Source organism: Labrys methylaminiphilus subsp. lupini, assembly GCF_051161885.1.
In the GTDB taxonomy this organism is placed as follows: Bacteria; Pseudomonadota; Alphaproteobacteria; order Rhizobiales; family Labraceae; genus Labrys.
The window spans coordinates 431870-449420 of the sequence record NZ_JBMDIH010000002.1 but is presented as its reverse complement, the minus strand read 5'-3'; the positions used below and the strand labels follow the sequence as shown (position 1 = coordinate 449420).

Below are 17551 nucleotides of genomic sequence, written 5' to 3'. Positions count from 1 at the left end.
CCAATCAGTGGGCTTTATTCGAACCCAACCCCACGCACCTTCGTCGGCAGAAGCGGCTCGATCACCGACCGCTCGAAATCCGTCAAGTCAAAGCGCGCGATCTCAACCTCCAAGGTCGAGATCAATGAATTAGAACGCGCCCGCTCGGGGAACTCCGTTTATGGTATAAGACTAGGGCTTACGGACGCACCGCTTGATCAATCGTCACCGTAATAATCATCATCGCCTTGATACGGTCGATAATAGCGGCGATAGTAGCGAGGCTGGTCGTTGTAATAGTAGCTGTCATACTGGCGTCGGTAGCCGTAATAGCCGGGCATCTGATAAGGATGGCGGCGAAGATAATGGCTTAGCTTGCAGCCGCCATAGCTCGTGATCTTGTACCCCGGGGGGCATCCGTAGCCGTAATATTGGATCTGCATTGCAACGGGAGAGGCGCCATTGGGCGCGAACTGGACTACAGGAGCTGCACTTGCTGTCGAAGCCAGAGCTGTTGCCGCTCCCAAAGCTAGGCCGAAAATCATCGAGCGAGACATCGTTGTTCTCCCACTGATATTCGCGCAATCCTAGTAAGCCCGCACTGAACGCAACCTGAATAATTTCGATGGCCCGGTTTCTGGGTGACAGCACGATGTTTCGAGCCCGCCTGGGAGACGGTGGCGGGTTTTTGTTTCAAGCAGGCAGACGGACGAGGCTTTGGCCCGTATGTCCGCGCCGGGATGTGGGAGCAAGGGGGCGACCTCGCCCCCTCGGCGCCAAACCACCGAAGGCGCAGGCAAGCCGGGATGGGTAGCGAGTGGTCTAATCCTGCTTGATATAGCGCTATTTCTTCCCCCGCCTACGATTGGCTAGGTTGGTCAGAATCGTAAGCGGAATGCTGCCGGCCAATCCAACAATCAGAGATCCATGCAGCGTATCGATCACGTTCGATACAAGATGATGCCAGGCGAAGACAGCGCGAGAGACCAAGCAGCTCGACACGAGCACCAAAGCGTAAAAGGCCAACTGTTTAAGCTTGGACATGAAGGTTCGCTCTCGGAATTCTTGATCATGCAAGCACGGCCGGCGAGGTCGAAGCTTCATAGCTCACGGATGAATGGCTGCGCTTGCCAGCCAAATATGCAAAAATATGCGGCTTGAAGTGACACATGATGCTTATTGTATTCGAGTCCAAGATTAGTCTTTCAATGGCGTATCGACCGAGAGCCCGATAGATGATGTCAGCACTCTTAGACATTAGATAAAATTTGAAATAATAATAAAATGCCTCTTCCGATTTTTCTCTCAACACAAGAAGAAGATACATTCGGCTTTCATTCATGACACTCTGTGAGAGGTCATTGACGCAGGAGCAGTCTTGGCCGCCGGCGTTGGCATTGAGGCATCCCGGCTGCATGAACACCATTCGCTCTGTGGTTCCGAGATTTGGGGTTGGCTGTTCAACGGATGATGTGACGTTGAAATCCAGGCGGAATGCCAGGCGGTCCGGTTCCTCGGTACATGCTGGTCATCGCCCTGCGATGGAGTGATCGATGTGCAGCAACATATCGAGTGAAGCATGCTCTATCGGCAACTGTATGTGGCCGCCGCCACGCTGAAAATGATCCGCGATACTGTCACGCGATGATTAGTGATCGCTACGAAGCACCGAGCAGTGGCGATACCACTGCCGCCTGGTCAACGGGCCACGATCTCAAGAGTTCATGGAATGCTTATTGACGCGCGGCGCATGGAAACATTGCCAATCAAGAGTCTGGGCGATCCTCGTGTGCCTTATGGGTACGTGCCGGCGTCTTCACGATCTTCCGCATCGACCTGCGCGCATTCCACCAGCACTTTGATCGTTTCTTGGAGCAGCGTTCCGAACCTGCGCCCCTTCTGCCAGAATACGACATAGTGATAGAGGGCGCTCGGCTCGAAGGGGCGAACTTCGACCGGGAAAGACGCAAACTGGCTGGCGGCGAAGGTGTTGCTACTCGATATGCCGAGACCCGCAGCAACGAAACTCACCTCCTGGCCGATGACGTCGACCTGGATGGCCAGATGCGGTTCCGCCCCCATATATCTCATAGCGTTCTCATTCATGAGATGGGACTGCATCCCTGGTTCGACATCCGCGAGCGGCTCCCCCACGAGATCTTCAGGCCTGATGATATCTTTGTGGGTGAACCGGTGACCGCGAGGGCAAATGTAGACATTGGTTGCGGTTGTTGCCGAACACCAGTCGAAGACATTGCCGTCCAAGGGCAGCCGAGCAATTCCAAGGTCGGCCCGTCCCTCCAGGACGTGCTCGGCCACCTCCGGGTAGGTGCCCGATTTGAGCACGATCCCTGCGATCGGTTGGTGTGAACGCAGCTTGCGGAAAGCCTCGGGCAAAAGTCGGAGCGAGAAGATGTGCGGCGCGGCGATACTGATCGTGTCGCTATCGACCCCCTTCAAGGACGCAACCGTTTTGGCGACCCTTTCGATCTGGACGAAGGTGGCGTCGGTATCGCGAAAAAGGGTCATCGTGTGGGCCGTCGGAACAAGCCGCCCCTTGTCGCGCACGAATAATTGCACGCCGAGCAAGCCCTCTAATATCCGAATTTGCTGGCTGACGGCAGGCTGGGTGATTTCAAGTGCTTTGGCAGCACTGCGCTCCGAGCCCGATCTGACGACCTCGCGCAGGATCTGAAGCTGGCGAAGCGTGACGCCCGTCTTTGAGATTTCCACCATGATATGGCTTTCGCGCAGCTGCCGTTGTCGTCTTTCGATACAAAGATCAACTTATACAGTCCTGCCGATCGTGCCACTCCGATTGTCTACCACGGAGCAATAGATGGTTATTCGCGTTGGGGCGACGTTAGGCCCTATTAGCTGAACTTATCGAAAAATAATTTCGCTTATAAATTGATCTCGGGAAGCGCGCGGGCAATTCTGGGTCAAGACGCAGTTCCAAAAGCGCTCGCCGCCTCTGGAGCAGAGGGGCGTCCCACACATCGACAACAGAACTCAAAAAAGAGTGGTGCAGCTCCATGCGTGCAGCAAGCGCTTTGCCATGTCCAGCATTCCCCCGTACCGGCGGCACCCAGCCTCCAGCGCGGGGTGCCTGATGCAAAGTGAAGCGACGTTCCCCCGGGCCGTGACGCGCGGTATCCGAGCCCAGCGGATCGAAAAACGGCTCGGCGGCAACGAGGTCCTGCGCGGCGTCGATCTCGACGTAAGGCCTGGCGAAATTCTCTCTATCCTTGGCAGCAGCGGCTCGGGCAAGAGCACGCTTCTGCGGTGCCTCAATCTCCTGACAGTCCCCGACCGGGGCGACATTTGGATCCACGGCGAGAAGCTCGCGATCCAGGCTGCATCGCAGCGAGGCGGCGAGCCCAGCATCACCGATCATCGGCAGGTGCGGCGCGTCAGAGCGTCGATGGGCATGGTGTTCCAGAACTTCAATCTCTGGCCCCACAAGACGGTGCTTGAGAACGTCACGGAAGGTCCCATCCTCGTCAAAGGGCTCCAGCGCCATGCGGCAGCCGATCTCGGGCGCTGCTACCTCGCCAAGGTCGGAGTCTCCGACAAAGCGGACGCCTATCCCCGCCATCTTTCCGGCGGCCAGCAGCAGCGCGTGGCGATCGCTCGCGCGCTCGCCATGGAGCCCCGCGTTCTGCTCTTCGATGAACCGACCTCGGCCCTCGATCCAGAGCTGGTAGGCGAGGTGCTTCGTGTCATGGCGGCACTGGCGGAGGAAGGGCGAACGATGGTGATCGTCACCCACGAACTCGCCTTTGCGAGGCAGGTTTCGACACGGGCAGCCTTCATGCACCAAGGCTTGATCGAGGAAGAAGGTCCCCCATCGGAGTTCTTCTCCACGCCTGCTTCCAGCCGGCTTCGCAGTTTTCTTGCCTCACATCGATAGAGGGGTTTCCCGCATGGACGGCTTTGCCGTGCAATTCGTCAACGGCCTGAAGACGACGGTACTGCTGGCGCTTGTCAGCGGCATGCTCGGCATGGCGCTCGGTCTGCTCGCTGCCGCCGGGCGGCTATCGCGGTGGAAAGCCATCAGCCTCACCGTCGGCTTCTACACCACGATCATTCGCGGCGTGCCCGAACTCATCATCATCCTGTTGATCTATTTCGGAGGCACGGTCGCCATCAGCGCCTTCTTCGGCCGCTATGTCGAGGTCAATGCGTTCTTGGCGGGAGTGGTTTCCCTCACCGTGGTCTTCGGCGCCTACACCGCGGAAATCTTCCGAGGTGCGGTGCGCAGTATACCCGCGGGACAGATCGAGGCGGCCCGCTCGCTTGGGCTGCATCCCTGGCAAACCTGGCTGCTCGTCACTTTTCCGCAAATGCTGCGCATCGCGCTGCCGGCGCTTGCGAACCAGTGGATCTCCCTCGTGAAAGAGACCTCGCTGATCTCGATCGTCGGACTGACCGATATCATGCGCGTCGCCGCCATTGGCGCGGGCTCGATGCGCGCGCCGCTGAGCTTCTATCTGGCCGCTTCGGCCCTCTACCTCACGCTAACCAGCCTGGCGCTGGTGATCTTCAATCTGCTCGAACGGCGTTTTGCCGTTCCCGGGCGGTGAGGCGTTCAACGATGGATATCCCCCTCCTCCTCACCAGCACCGTCACGCTTGCCGGCGGCATTCCGCTGACACTTCTCCTGACCTTGGTATCGCTCCTTGCAGGCTTCGTCCTCTCGGTGCCGCTAGCCTTCATGCGTGCATCGTCTCGGCGCTGGTTGTCCTTGCCTGTCCTCGCCTACACCTATGTTTTGCGTGGCACGCCGCTGCTCGTTCAGCTCTTTATCGTTTATTATGGCCTCGGCCAGATTGGCCTCATCCGCTCGAGCATCCTGTGGGTTCTGCTGCGCGATCCGTTCTGGTGCTGTCTGCTCGCCTTTTCGCTCAATGGCGCCGCCTACACGACGGAGATCTTTCGCGGCGGGATCCAGGCCGTCGCCCCTGGCATGGTCGAGGCGGCACAGGCGATCGGCATGTCGCCCTTGCAGATCAAGCGCCGGATCATCTTCCCGATCGCCTTCCGAAGCGTTCTTCCCTCCTACGCCAATGAAGTCATCAGCCTGGTGAAGGCAACGTCGCTGGCCAGCACGGTGACCCTACTCGAGATCACTGGGCTATCGCGAAAGCTGGTTGCAGAGACCTTCGCGCCCTACGAGATCTTCATCGCCGCCGGCTTGCTCTATCTTGGCCTGACATTCGTGCTGACCGGTGCTTTCCACCTGCTGGAAACGCGATTGAACGGTGCGCCGCGGACCAAATCCGAACCGGGCCGGGTCGCCCTCGCGCAGGTGGCCCATGAACAATAGGTCTCACCAAAGTCCGCTTCAGCTCGGCGAGACCGCCTGGCGCGAGATCGATCTGTCGGCGATTGCCTCCAACTACCGCGCCATTCGAACAGCGATCGGCCCGAACACGAAAATCATCGCCTGCCTCAAGCAGGATGCCTATGGATGCGGGGCGGAAGAGGTGGCCGCCCTCTTGTGTGCGGCTGGCGTCGATGCCTTCGGCGTCGTGTCGATCGCCGATGCCCTGGCGGTACGAAAGGCGGCGCCGCGAAAGCCTATCCTGATGTATCCGGGCATTGGACCGAACGCCATCGAGCTTGTCCGGGAGCTCGATCTGACGATTTCGATTTCCGGTGAGGAGGATCTGCGTGGCTGGCTATCGACCGGCGTGCCCCTCAAGATCTTCGTGAAGGTGGATCTAGGTTTCTGGCGCGCGGGCGTGGCACCCTCGGGCCTTCGGTCCCTGATCGATCTGTGCACGTCGCAGGCCAATATCGTGGTCGAGGGTCTTTATGCCCATCTCAGCGAATTCGGCCAGGCTGGAGCCTCGGCGCAAGAGCAGGTTGCGCGCCTCACACCTCTTCTCAAGGGACTCGAGGCGACAGGCCACCGTCCCGCGGCGGTCATGGTGTCGAGCAGCGAAAGCCTGCTTCGCCATCCGGAGTTCGACATGGATGCGGTCGATCCGGGTGCGCTCCTTTTCGGACTAACCGGTGCCCATGCAGGTCGCCGAGGGCTGCTTATCCGCCCTGCCCTGTCAGCGATTAAGGCACGCATCGTCGCGCTTAAAGCGAGCGACGACAGCATGGGCACGCCACCGGACCTTCCAGGATACCATGGGGCCATGCGCCTGGCGGTTCTGGGCATCGGCTGGGGGCATGGGGTGCCACGACGTCTCGGGCCGAAGGCCACTGTACTCCTCCGAGGGCAGCGCGCTCCGATCGTGCCGCCTGCCCACCTCGAGCACCTTCGCATCGACGTCACCGATATTCCCGAAGCCGCGCTTGGGGACGAGGCGATCCTACTGGGCGCCGCGGGTGCCGAGCGCATCACACTGCAGGACCTCGCATCTGCCTGGGACATGGACGAAACGGGTGCCGCCTGCGGCCTCCGCGAGAACCTGCGGCGGATACACCTCGGCGGATAATCAAGAACCGAACCAAGAAGAAGGGGAACACCATGAAACGACATCTGGCTTTGGCCGTTCTGGCAATCCTGCTCGCCGGCAGCCTCGCCCATGCCGGGGAGAGCAAGGCGATCACCATCGCCTCGGAAGGGGCTTCGCCGCCCTGGGACTATATCGACGCGAACGGTGCACTTGTTGGCTTCGACATCGATGTGGGCAATGAACTCTGCACTCGAATGAAACTGCAATGCACCTTCGTCGCCCAGGATTGGGACGGCATCATCCCCGGCCTTCTGGTCAAGAAGTACGACGCGATCATCGCCGGCATGTCGATCACGGAAAAGCGCAAGAAATCGATCGCTTTCTCCGTTCCCTATGCGGTGGGGCCAAACCAGATCGTCATGCGCCGCAACCTTGGCCTGCCGCCCGGCGATACCAAGGCCAAGCTTGATCTAACGGACATCGACGCGGAAAAGAAGGCGCTCATCGGCAAGCTGAGGGAAAGCCTGACGGGCAAGACGCTCGGCGTGCTTCGATCCTCGAATTCCGAGGCCGTTGTCCGGGAACTCTTCGGCGATATCGCGCAGGTGCGCAGCTATGACAGCCAGGAAAATCTGAAGCTCGATCTCACGTCCGAGCGCATCGACGGCGGTTTGGGAGACTATCTCGTCTGGAAGCAGTTCCTGGAAACGCCGGAAGGAAAGGCTGTCGACTTCTTCGGTCCCCAGCTTTCCGGAGGCACATGGGGTCCCGGTGTCGGGATCGGCCTTCGCAAGGAGGACGCCGATCTCGCGCAGGCCTTCAACAAAGCCATTGAGGCAAGCACCAAGGACGGGTCGCTCGGCAGGATCAGCGTGAAGTGGTTCGGGATCGATATTTCTCCGCAGACCGGGAAGTGACCGTTCCCCCCTTTCCGGTGGCCTGATGGCCCCTCATTTCGAACCCATCTCCAAGGTAAGTATCATGTCTTCGCCGTTCACGCTCGCCCTGACCGGGCAATCCCTGATTCATCATGATGTTCGACAGGTTTCCGACGAGGGGTTTGCCGCGATCAAGTCGTTGATCCGGCGAGCCGACATCGCCTTCACGAACTTCGAGACCACAATATTCGGCCGACACGGCGGATGGCCGATGAAGGGAAGCTATTTCGGTTGCTCGGCGCCCGTGGTTCTGGATGCGTTACAGGACATCGGCTTCAATGCCCTGGCGCTCTCCAACAACCATGCTTTCGACCTGGGTCCGCCCGGCATCCTGTCTACCCTCGAAGAGGTTGCGGCCAGGGACTTCCTTCATGCCGGTATCGGCACCGATTTATCCAAAGCACGCCGGCCGGGTATCAAGACCTTCGGCGAGAGGTCGGTGGCACTCGTGGCAATGGATGCCGGGCCCGGGCCGGCGACGATGTATGCCGCCGACGCAACGGACAGAAGACCCGCACGGCCCGGCGTGAATGGCCTTGAGGTTTCAAGGGTGTTCGAGGTGGACAGGTCGAGCTTTGATGCCCTGAGTGGCATTCAAGCAATGTTCCAGAGCAGTCCCATGGAACGGGGCAATTATGCCCAGCCCCACGATCCACCTGAATTACGATCAGCAGGCGACATCGATTTCTATGGCACGATCTTTCGCCGCGCGTCCGAAAACAGGCGCAGGATCCTCGTGGACGAAGCCAGCTTGGAAAATCAACTGTCGGCGATCCGCAGGGCCGCCGCGGAGGGTGCCTTCGTCATAGCCTATCTCCACCACCACCACTGGGAACCAAGCTGGCGTGATGTCCCCGTATGGGTCCAGACCTTCGCACGTACCTGCATCGATGCGGGTGCGGGTGTGTTCGTCAGCCACGGCGCTCCCGTGCTGCAGCCCATAGAGATCTATCGTGGTGCACCGATCTTCTACGGGCTCGGCAATTTCCTGTTCCATCTCAATGAGGGCGAGGTGGTGTGGAGTGCGCCGGAGGTTTGGAAGAGTGTCGTCGCAACATGCCGCTTCGACGCCGACGCTCAGCTCCAATCGATCGATCTCCATCCCATCGTAATCGGCGGCGAGCACTTGGGCGCCCAAAACTATCATGAGCGCATCGTGCCCGTTCTAGCCCCCAAGGTTCTGGCAACCGAGATGATGGAGGACCTAGCGGCCCGCTCACACGCACACGGGGTGTCGATTTCTTTCGAAAACAATCGTGGGACGATAAATCAGTGTCACTCCTCAGGAATTGAGAAGATCTGCTAATCGGAAATCTAGCATCTGAGCTAAGAGCAGTTGCAGTTCTCCGCTTAGGGGCGCCCAGCAGACTGTCCGCTGCTGTGAAAGTGCGGACTGCCAGTTGATGAATGACTTGCCGGAACGCCATCCTCGACGGATCGGGTCCAGGCCAATCGGGGCCGTCAGAGGGTGCGCGCTCGACGCACGGCCGCTATCGCCGTTGAGCGTATCCTCTTATGATCGGCCATATGGATATAGCTGGCTTCGACCTTAACTTGATGAAGGCCTTTGATGCGCTGTACGCGGAGCGTCATGTGACGCGCGCCGGGTCGCAGATCGGCCTCAGCCAGTCGGCGATGAGCGGAGCCCCTACGCGCTTGCGAGAGCTTCTTGGGGACGAGCTTTTCGTGCGAACGCCTTCAGGCATGCAGCCGACGCCCCGCGCCCATGATCTTGCTGGTCCCGTCTCGGATGCGCTCAGGCTTCTCCGGAGCGCGCTACAGGCCGATAGCTTCGACCCCGCGACGGCGGACAATACCATCACGCCCGCGATGACCGACTATGCGGCATTTGTCTTGTTGCCGCCGCTCATGGCCCGCCTCAGCGCCGATGCCCCACACATCAACGTGCGTGTCTACGGGATGTTCGAACGAGACGAAGCCATCACTCCGCTCGACAGCGGGGAGGCGAACCTCGCGATTGGTTTCCCCGTCGAGACGTCGGCGCGCATTATCAGTTGCCCGCTGTTTTTTGAGAGTTTCGCTTGCGTCGTGCGGGAGGGACATCCGGCGTTCGCCGGTGGCCCAAGCCTGGAGGCTTTCGCAGCAGCGCCGCATCTCCTGATTTCTCCCGAAGGCGACCGCTCCGGGATCGTCGATCTAAGGCTTGCCGACCTCGGCCTCGAACGGCGCGTCGTGCTGAGCCTGCCGCAATTTCTGGCTGCACCCTTCGTGATCGCAGGAACCGACCTCGTCGCGACGCTGGCCTCCCGGGTCGCACGAAAGTTCACCGATACCGGAGCTGGCATAGCAATGTATGATCCGCCGCTCGAACTGCCCACCTGGTCACTGCACTTAATGTGGCTCCGGCGGGCGGATACACACGGGGCTGTCGCCTGGCTGCGCGGCATCATTACCAAAATCGCCGCCTCGGCTTGACACCATCGGCACGATCGATAGCGCCACATCAGGAATCGCGATTTCCATCCGCATTGCCGTTCCGTTTTGTTGAATTCACCGAAATTGAAGGGGTGATCGACATGCGAGTTTTGGTAACTGGCGCGACTGGCTTGATCGGCGGTGCGGTAGCGCATCGATTGAAAGAGGGAGGTCATGAAATCGTGGGGCTCGCCCGGTCGGAAGCGAGCGCGGCCAAGCTGCTTGAGCGAGGCTTCGTGGTGAAGATAGGTGAGCTTGCTGACCCGGTGAGCTTAGCCTCGGCGGTGCGGGGTGTGGACGCCGTCGTCCATGCCGCTTCGCCGAACGACCGAAACGCTGCGTCTCTCGACGAGATTGCGTCGCGTGCAATCCTTGAAGTCCAGCGTGGAACGGGTAAGCGCTTCATCTATACCAGTGGCAGCTTGGTCTACGGCTCTACGGGCGGCAAGTCGGCGACCGCGGACACTCCACTGAAGCCGGTCGCGATGGTCCGCTGGCGCCAGACGCTAGAACGCGAGATCCTCGCGGCCGAAGCCGAGGGCGTCCATTCGGTCGTTATCCGGCCTGCCTGGGTATATGGCAACGGGGGTGGCGCCGCGATGATGATGGTCGCAGCTGCCAGGGAACATGGCGCGGCTCTACATGTCGGTGACGGTCAAAATCGCTAGTCGACCGTGCATGCCGACGACCTGGCCGATCTCTATGCGCTCGTGCTTGAGCGGGCACCGGCGGGATCCGTATACAACGGCGCGCACGGTTCGGCGCTGCGGCTCGTCGAGATCGCACGCGCAGCGAGCGAATTAGGCGGTGCCGGGGGGCGGGTAGCGGCATGGCCACTCGACGAGGCACGCAAGGTCCTATGGGATTTCGCCGATGCGATCGCCACCGATCAGATCATCTCAGGCGAGAAGGCGAAGCGTGAACTCGGGTGGAATCCCTCGCTGGCATCGATCATCGACGAGCTACGCACTTATGCGTGGGCTGTCGCTTAAGCCAGGATCGTGGCAGCCATTATAGCTGCCAAGTGCCAGATTTTCATCCAGGCCTACGGCTTTATCTCGGTCCGATTATTTCGGCCGTCAGAGCGGCGGCTGGCCGAGGCATCGAAGTCCTCATCATTCTCGACAAAAGTAATGACCGAGGCCGATACAGTGCCGCAACCTATCCTCAGCAATGCCGGCATTCCCGTCTGGATCGATACCACAACGGGGATTGTCCACAACAAAGGCGAAGATCTTTGACCGGGAAGTCGTTCTGGCGGGGAGTTACAATTTCACAAAAGCCGCTAAGAGTAGGAACGCTGAGAACTTGCTTCTGATTACGAGTCGCCCCCTGGCACTTCGCTTCGAAGCAAACTGGAGCGCACGATTCAAGGCATCAAGATCGTACGATGCATCCGGTTTTGAGCAAAAATGCGAATGACTAGGTGTCAAAGTCCAACCCGTTCATCTTTACGTGACAGAGACGTGAAATGAACTGCTTTGAACCGTAGATTGCGCTTGATTGGTTTGCAACGCCGGGCGAATAACCTTTGAGGATTAACCTGGGTGGGCAGGTTCTTGAAACAATTGTTCGTTCTAATTCTTGTCTTTTTGACAATCGGCATAGTTCAGGCCGAGGCACGCTATCGATCCTATATCAATTCCAACAGCGTGCGGGTCCATGCCCCAAACCATCGCGACCGCAAACATCAAGTCGCCGTTTGCAGGGATGGCACGACAAGCCATTCCTATCATCGTCGAGGTACCCGCTCTCGCCATGGCGGGGTGCGCACGTGGCTCAGAGCGTAACAACCGGGGGCACCCATGCGCCCTTGCGGGCTACTCATGCATGGAAGCAGATCATCGAGCCACTTCGCCGTTCGACTGAATACATCATCTCAATGTGGGTGAGCGCCTGCGACTATCAGGCCACATAAGGTCTTTTAGAAAGGCCAGATTTGCGCTAACTATATTGGGCAATATAAGGGCCATTTTAAGGCAACAATATGGTCCGGGCGTAATCCCAATTACTCTGCTCCCTACATGCTCCAGGAAATTAGGTCATACAAAGTCTAGTGCCGAACCGGTTATGAATTACAAATTGAGAGCTATCGCGTATTCGACATTCGGCGCTATCTTGAGCGTATTCGCTTCTTCGTCCGCGAGCGCTTCGCAGTTTTTTTCAAAGAAGATATCCGAGAATTTGTGGCTTATTGGCATAGCCGGAGATTTAGTCCCGGGTGACGACAAGAAGTTTACGACTGAAGCGCTGCCGATCGACAATGCCATTGTTGCTTTCGATAGCAACGGCGGCAACCTCATGGCCGGAATCAACATTGGCAAGGCGATCCGGCTAAAGGGATTTAAGACGCTCGTTCTCGAACGCAATACTTGTGCCTCGGCTTGCGCGATTGCTTGGCTCGGTGGCCCGCAACGATACATGGCAGCTGGTGCTCACGTTGGCTTCCACGCGGCATATCTCGACAACGATGGCTTGAAGATCCCCACGGCGACCGGCAACGCTCTGGTTGGCGCGTACATGGCGCAACTTGGCCTTTCTGACGGCGCGATCGTCTATGTCACGAGCGCTGGGCCGGATGATATTCAGTGGTTGTCATTTTCAGACGCATCGCGGGTCAGCATTGATGTAAAGTCGTTTGATGCGGACGACCGGCCTGCCTCGCCATCTGCCCAATATCAAGCACCTGCGCAAGAGCCCTTGGCTTCGAGCCCACCAAGCTCAACGTCTCTTGAGCAACAGGCGATGGCTTTCTACAGCGAGTATGAGCGAAACTGGTCTTTGGAGAATACTAGCGCGCTGCCTTACCTCGGATCGCTCTATGGCGATCAGATTGACTATTATGGAAGCGTCAAGTCAAAGGCTGACGTCATGGCAGAAAAGACCAAGTTCGCCCAACGTTGGCCGACGAGAGACTATCGGCCTCGTCCTGGCACAATCAGTGCATCGTGCAATGTAGCCACAGTGCAATGCACGGTATCGGGCACCCTGGAGTGGAAAGCCTTCAATCCGGCCGCATCGATCACGTCAGTAGGCGTCGCGGAATACCAATTCGTCGTGACCTTCGCGGGCGCGAAGCCCACGATCGTTGGCGAAAAGGGTACCGTACTCAAGAGGAACAGAACGAAGAATTGATCGATGGAGTACCCAACCTTTCGCTTCGTTTGACATGGGGCCGAATCTTGCAATCTAAACAGCAAGACCAATCCCATGCCTCGCTACCACGAACAACTATCGTACAACATCCTCATGTTGGATTGAAGGCAATGCGTCGAGTTACTATTGGTCTCATTTTTTCGATATCGGCAATCTTCTTGGATAGCTCAGCCAGCTGCGCTCAACCGATACCGCCGGCGCCGAAACAAATCTATCGGGACAACGGTAATATTGTCCGTGTCAACCTTATTCCGCCGCAAGCGAACACCTTTTGGCTTGTTGTGGCGAGCAGACCGACACAGGAAGAAGCGGTCGATCTGGCCAGAGCATATTCCGCGACCATAGGGCCAATATTTGTCGTCCAGAGTCAGAATGGACTTTATGCAATTGTCGCCGGCACTTTGAATTTCGACAAGGCGAAGCCCAATCTCATCACGCTCAAGGATCTTCATATCATCCCGCAGGACTCTTTTCTGTCTCACGGCGAAAATCTCGATCGCATCGTTTGGCTTGGATTCGATAGGGGAACGCCGCTCGATTTCATGTCGCAGTCGGCCTATCGCGGGGTCGTTCAGCGTCTGCAGGCTGCCATGACGAGGCTCTCACTTTATAGAGGTCCAGTTGACGGACTGATCGGGCGGACCACCGTCAACGCCTTCAACGCCTATGCGGCAAAATTTGGCATGCCGAACACCGATGTCATCACGATGGACGCACTGGCGCAGATCGAACGCACCGCGAGCGACGGCTTCAGGAACGATCCCGAACGCAGCCTGGCGCAATCGCAAGGCTTCAGCGATGCATTGTCATTCAACGAAGCCAGGGCTGGTGGTTTCGCGTCTGCGAATATCTTCATTCAGGCCAAGAATATGGGTTTTAGGACCCAGAGGGAGTTCGATGTAGCAACCTCCGCCGGCTTTGCCAGCAAGGCGGATTTCCAAAAGGCACAGACCACAGGGTTTACCTCCGCCCAAGATTTTAGGACGGCCCAAAAGCTCGGTTTCGCGACGCAGCGCGAACTCGCAGCATTCCAATCCTCGGGCTTTTCTGATCCCGATGAATATCGCGCTGCCATGCAGAAAGGCTTTGCCGACAAAGCCTCCTACGATAAGGCGGAATCCAAGCGGCTGAAGGTAGCGAAGGATGCCGCGGTAATTGTGCTGTCTGACGCTCAGACCTTTCTGCGCCTCAATCCGCAGCTCCCCAATCTGATTGATATCGCAGACAAGGCGTCAGCCCTTAATGCCCAACTGCAGACGACGTCCACCGACGCACTGGCGACCTCGACAGGCCAATTGAACAGCTTGCTTTTGGCGGTGAACGGCTACGGTGATTTCCTGGCGACGCGCGAAAAGGAGCGAACCGACGCCATCGAGAAGCAAAGAGAACAGATTCACACGGAACTCACTGCGGGCCAGCAGGCACTCAAGAAGTGGATGGCTGGACACCTCACATCCCCAAGTCTCCCGGCCGTGGTTGCCGAGGTCAAGGATCTCGACGCGGTTAGCGCATCCACTGATCTGGACACTCTTCTCGAGGCTCAAAAAGGCCTGCGCGCCCTGATCGCCAATCAGGGCCTGTCGAAGGACTTGACACAATTGGCGGCAGAAACAGCCAGCACTGCTCCAACCACCCGCGCCGTCAGCGCTCCCCGGATCGAGGAGACAGAGCTCAACCGGGTTATCTTGAAGGGAGCGCTGGAAGACGTCGTCGTCCTTTACAACGCCGGGCCGACTGCGCCTTCGCTTTTGCGGACCTTATCGGGCGATTTCTCGTTCACGACCAACGAGGCTTCGGTTTGCGTCCTGGGCGTAGAGGTCAATCCATCGCTCGAGCGCGCACTTCGCCATGCGGTGAGTCCACTGGGTGGTAAGACCTTGCATGTGAAGGCGGGGTGCGCGGTCGAAGATATCGATCGATCCGATCTCTTTCTCCTTCAGCGCAAGAAATTCATCGAAGCCAATGCCGATTACATCGTCATCTATCTCGATGCCCTCGAGAAGAAAAAGCTTCGGCCGTTCGAGCCTTTCAAGTTTGCCGATCTCAAGGCCGCTATCGACCAGGATTCTGCGCGGGTTGCACAGATAGCGAATGACGTCGAAGCCGGCACGCGACCGGGGTTCGCAGGTCTCATTCTGAGTAACTCCTCTTTTGGCGTTTGCATCGTCGCCGATGGCGACCTTCGTGTTCACCAACCAGCGATCGACGAAATCGTGCAGTCCATCCCGATCTCTGCTCCTCGGCAGAGAACCACAGCCGTTGACGAGGCCTATGCGGCTTTGCGTAGGGATCAATGCCGCGTGCTCTATGGTTCCGACCAAACGCTGAAGAAGATCGGTGAGGCGCTGTCGCGCGATGGGATTTCGTTCAGCTACGCACCGGTTTGGTTCGATCAACCTCGCCTCGCCGCCGAGCAGACGAAGCTTGATGCGGAAAAGCAAAGCCAGCTCAAGACCGCCGAGGCGGCGCGTCTCGCCGCTGAGGAGGCAAAAAAACTCAGTGAGATGAAGCTCGCTGAGGATCAAAAATCAAAGGCGGCGCAAGAGTTGCAGCTACGGCAGCAGAACGGCCCGGCCGCGAGTGGCCTTTCGAATTTACTATCATATGGGCTACGCAAATCCGTCCTGAATGAAAACGGCAATCAGCCTACGGGGCCATCAATCGATATCGCGAGCAGCTTTCCAAAATTTGCAGCCTGGAATGCGGGCTTGGAACACGATGCCTGGAAGCCCACGGACGTCATTGTCACGACCAAGGACTACGGCAGCGCCAACTGGAAAGGCCGGAATCTGCAGGCGATCATCGTGCAGGCAGATGTGAAGATGAAAAGTGCGGAGCGAGGCGAATATAAGGACGCCTGCTTTATCTTCGGGACTGTGATCGACACCGAATTCCAGATGGTTCGTGATCCCTACGAAGCCCCCTGCAGCGATGACACCTCGGCGGCCTGGTTAACAGGTCACGACTTCAGGAGCTCATGGGTCGCCCGGTGAGGCGTGGTGCGCAGGTTCCCGATGATCGCATCGAGGGCATCTCCGTCGGGCGTCGGAATCGGCGGGCTCATCTGTGGAGATCATTCGCCTTTCATCCATCGCTTTTGTGCAATGATCGCCATTTGAATCCACGAGGTCCACAAGCTGATCATTTCCTATCAGCTTGAAAATGGACGTCCGCGGTTTTGCCTCGATCGGCGGAAAGCCGACGTCTTGGACATCCACAATGGATTAAGAGCGATCATCGATGTTGGCCTAATCGAATTTCCGAAATGGGGCCGCAAGCGGACGGTCGGGTATGGAATGCTATTCAGCGGATAGCTGCCATTCTGTTGCCGACCCCGTTGCGGTCTTCCCAGCATGCCAGAATATTTCCCGAAAGGTGCCTGACTGTTGGCAGTCGCCGCAATGCCTTGATCTAGCCAAAATGCGCAGGCTTCACGAGCGCTACCACCGCGATAGCCCGCATAGATTTATGCGAGGTGAGCCTCAAGGGATAATCAGGAATGTCCGTTGTAATCGCTCAAATCCGGAATGAGGAAATATTGGTTCAAGCCGATACAAAAGTGGAAGACCCCAAAGAAACGGGGCCAGACACGATGCCAGGACGACTTAAGATCGTGACGCTAGGTAATCGCTTTACCGTGGCGTTCGCAGGCGCCGCCGATCCAGCACACATTGCCATACGGCAATTGGCTAAGCTCATTTCGGCCAAGGAATTCGAGGGCGCCATCGAGTGCCTAAAGGGATGGTCCCGTCAACACGACATTGACTTCATCACTGCCTCCCATCAGCCGCGCGCTCGATTACTTCGTATACGTGGGGGGGTAGCTTTAGACGTACCCGACATCTGTTCAATCGGCGATGCCGCTCCATTCTACGAGCGTGTTGAGGCCGCCCGAGTTTCGACGGAAGGCGGCCCCCTCGGGCGTAGCGACCTCCGGTCGCGGTTCATTGACAGGCTAATGACCAACAAAGACCTGGGCGACCATATCGGCGGTTTTCCCACAGCTGTTGAAGCCACGTCGGAGGGACACCGCTATCTCGGCTGTTCGGGATTCTACACCTTCAAATTCCCGGCCTTAAAGTGGGGAGAGGAGACGCATCAATCGGTAGAGGAGGTCTATTCCGGCGAGGGACATTTTCAGCTGTCGGTGATGCCTCATTCGGAAAGCGACATTCCGGTGATGGGCGTGTGCCTACTCCAAGCGCGTACCGGATATGTTTATTCCCCGCTGCGTCAGCCATCCGGGCGAAGCATCAAGCTAACCGACAGAACGGAGTGGGAGGGGCATGAGGCCGAGATGTATGCTGTTCTTCGTCATGCCATGAACGAGGAAGTCATGGAAATAAGACGGGCATTTCCGGGCCAGTTTCTAGCTGCTTGAAAGGCGGACAACGGTCGCAACCGGCGTTTGATTTCAGGTCGCTGCGCGGTTTGGTTCCGCCAAAGACCCCCGCTTTTCAACGTGGAATCAGGAATGCAAGTTACGGCGGCGTCCACAATGCCACTGTAGCCGAGGGCTGAGGGCGCGGAGGGCGAAGCAGACCCGATAGTGTGCCGCATCGGCGAGATCATAGAACGTCCGTTGTGGCGCCGCCCTAACAAAGAGCAGACAGGTCGATACCCACC

General features: G+C 58.1%; 16 protein-coding genes. 14 read left to right on the top strand and 2 right to left on the bottom strand.

From position 1 onward, the window contains the following. Positions 1-197 precede the first annotated feature (197 nt). Both ACN6KF_RS27740 and ACN6KF_RS27735 read right to left on the bottom strand, forming a co-directional pair. A complete protein-coding gene (locus tag ACN6KF_RS27740; protein ID WP_434960134.1) occupies positions 198-536 on the bottom strand; it encodes a hypothetical protein in 339 nt (112 codons plus the stop codon). Positions 537-1773: 1237 nt separating this feature from the next. Then, complete coding sequence (locus ACN6KF_RS27735; RefSeq protein ID WP_434960133.1) at positions 1774-2715, bottom strand: LysR family transcriptional regulator; 942 nt, start codon at positions 2713-2715, stop codon at positions 1774-1776. Between the two features lie 376 nt (positions 2716-3091). On the opposite strand from ACN6KF_RS27735, the gene ACN6KF_RS27730 reads away from it, so the two are divergent. The 14 genes from ACN6KF_RS27730 to ACN6KF_RS27665 all read left to right on the top strand — a co-directional run bounded on the left by ACN6KF_RS27730 (position 3092) and on the right by ACN6KF_RS27665 (position 17306). Then, a complete protein-coding gene (locus ACN6KF_RS27730) occupies positions 3092-3892 on the top strand; it encodes an amino acid ABC transporter ATP-binding protein (RefSeq protein WP_434961319.1) in 801 nt (266 codons plus the stop codon). A gap of 13 nt (positions 3893-3905) precedes the next feature. Next, positions 3906-4565 carry an ABC transporter permease gene (locus tag ACN6KF_RS27725; protein ID WP_434960132.1) on the top strand — a complete coding sequence of 220 codons (660 nt, stop codon included), beginning with the start codon at positions 3906-3908 and terminating at the stop codon, positions 4563-4565. An 11-nt stretch (positions 4566-4576) separates the two neighbouring features. Next, positions 4577-5308 (top strand): ABC transporter permease, encoded by a 732-nt coding sequence (locus ACN6KF_RS27720; protein WP_434960131.1) that lies wholly within the window; start codon positions 4577-4579, stop codon positions 5306-5308. After that, complete coding sequence (alr, locus tag ACN6KF_RS27715) at positions 5298-6434, top strand: alanine racemase (RefSeq protein WP_434960130.1); 1137 nt, start codon at positions 5298-5300, stop codon at positions 6432-6434. The genes ACN6KF_RS27720 and alr overlap by 11 nt, the downstream gene beginning before the upstream one ends. 32 nt (positions 6435-6466) lie before the next feature. Beyond that, positions 6467-7312, top strand: coding sequence for a transporter substrate-binding domain-containing protein (locus tag ACN6KF_RS27710; protein ID WP_434960129.1), 846 nt, complete (start codon positions 6467-6469; stop codon positions 7310-7312). 64 nt (positions 7313-7376) lie between these two features. Continuing rightward, complete coding sequence (locus ACN6KF_RS27705) at positions 7377-8639, top strand: CapA family protein (RefSeq protein ID WP_434960128.1); 1263 nt, start codon at positions 7377-7379, stop codon at positions 8637-8639. A 209-nt stretch (positions 8640-8848) separates the two neighbouring features. Continuing rightward, entirely contained in the window at positions 8849-9769 is a 921-nt protein-coding gene (locus tag ACN6KF_RS27700) for a LysR family transcriptional regulator (RefSeq protein WP_434960127.1), read from the top strand. A gap of 53 nt (positions 9770-9822) precedes the next feature. Then, positions 9823-10437 carry an NAD-dependent epimerase/dehydratase family protein gene (locus tag ACN6KF_RS27695; RefSeq protein ID WP_434960126.1) on the top strand — a complete coding sequence of 205 codons (615 nt, stop codon included), beginning with the start codon at positions 9823-9825 and terminating at the stop codon, positions 10435-10437. Between the two features lie 6 nt (positions 10438-10443). After that, entirely contained in the window at positions 10444-10761 is a 318-nt protein-coding gene (locus ACN6KF_RS27690; RefSeq protein ID WP_434960125.1) for a Rossmann-fold NAD(P)-binding domain-containing protein, read from the top strand. A gap of 181 nt (positions 10762-10942) precedes the next feature. Continuing rightward, entirely contained in the window at positions 10943-11191 is a 249-nt protein-coding gene (locus ACN6KF_RS27685; protein WP_434960124.1) for a phospholipase D-like domain-containing protein, read from the top strand. 125 nt (positions 11192-11316) lie between these two features. Continuing rightward, entirely contained in the window at positions 11317-11559 is a 243-nt protein-coding gene (locus ACN6KF_RS27680) for a DUF3761 domain-containing protein (protein ID WP_434960123.1), read from the top strand. 280 nt (positions 11560-11839) lie between these two features. After that, a complete protein-coding gene (locus ACN6KF_RS27675; protein ID WP_434960122.1) occupies positions 11840-12904 on the top strand; it encodes a COG3904 family protein in 1065 nt (354 codons plus the stop codon). A 179-nt stretch (positions 12905-13083) separates the two neighbouring features. Beyond that, on the top strand, positions 13084-15918 hold the full coding sequence (locus ACN6KF_RS27670; RefSeq protein ID WP_434960121.1) for a peptidoglycan-binding domain-containing protein: 2835 nt from the start codon (positions 13084-13086) through the stop codon (positions 15916-15918). A gap of 506 nt (positions 15919-16424) precedes the next feature. Continuing rightward, positions 16425-17306, top strand: coding sequence for a hypothetical protein (locus ACN6KF_RS27665; RefSeq protein ID WP_434960120.1), 882 nt, complete (start codon positions 16425-16427; stop codon positions 17304-17306). Positions 17307-17551 lie beyond the last annotated feature (245 nt).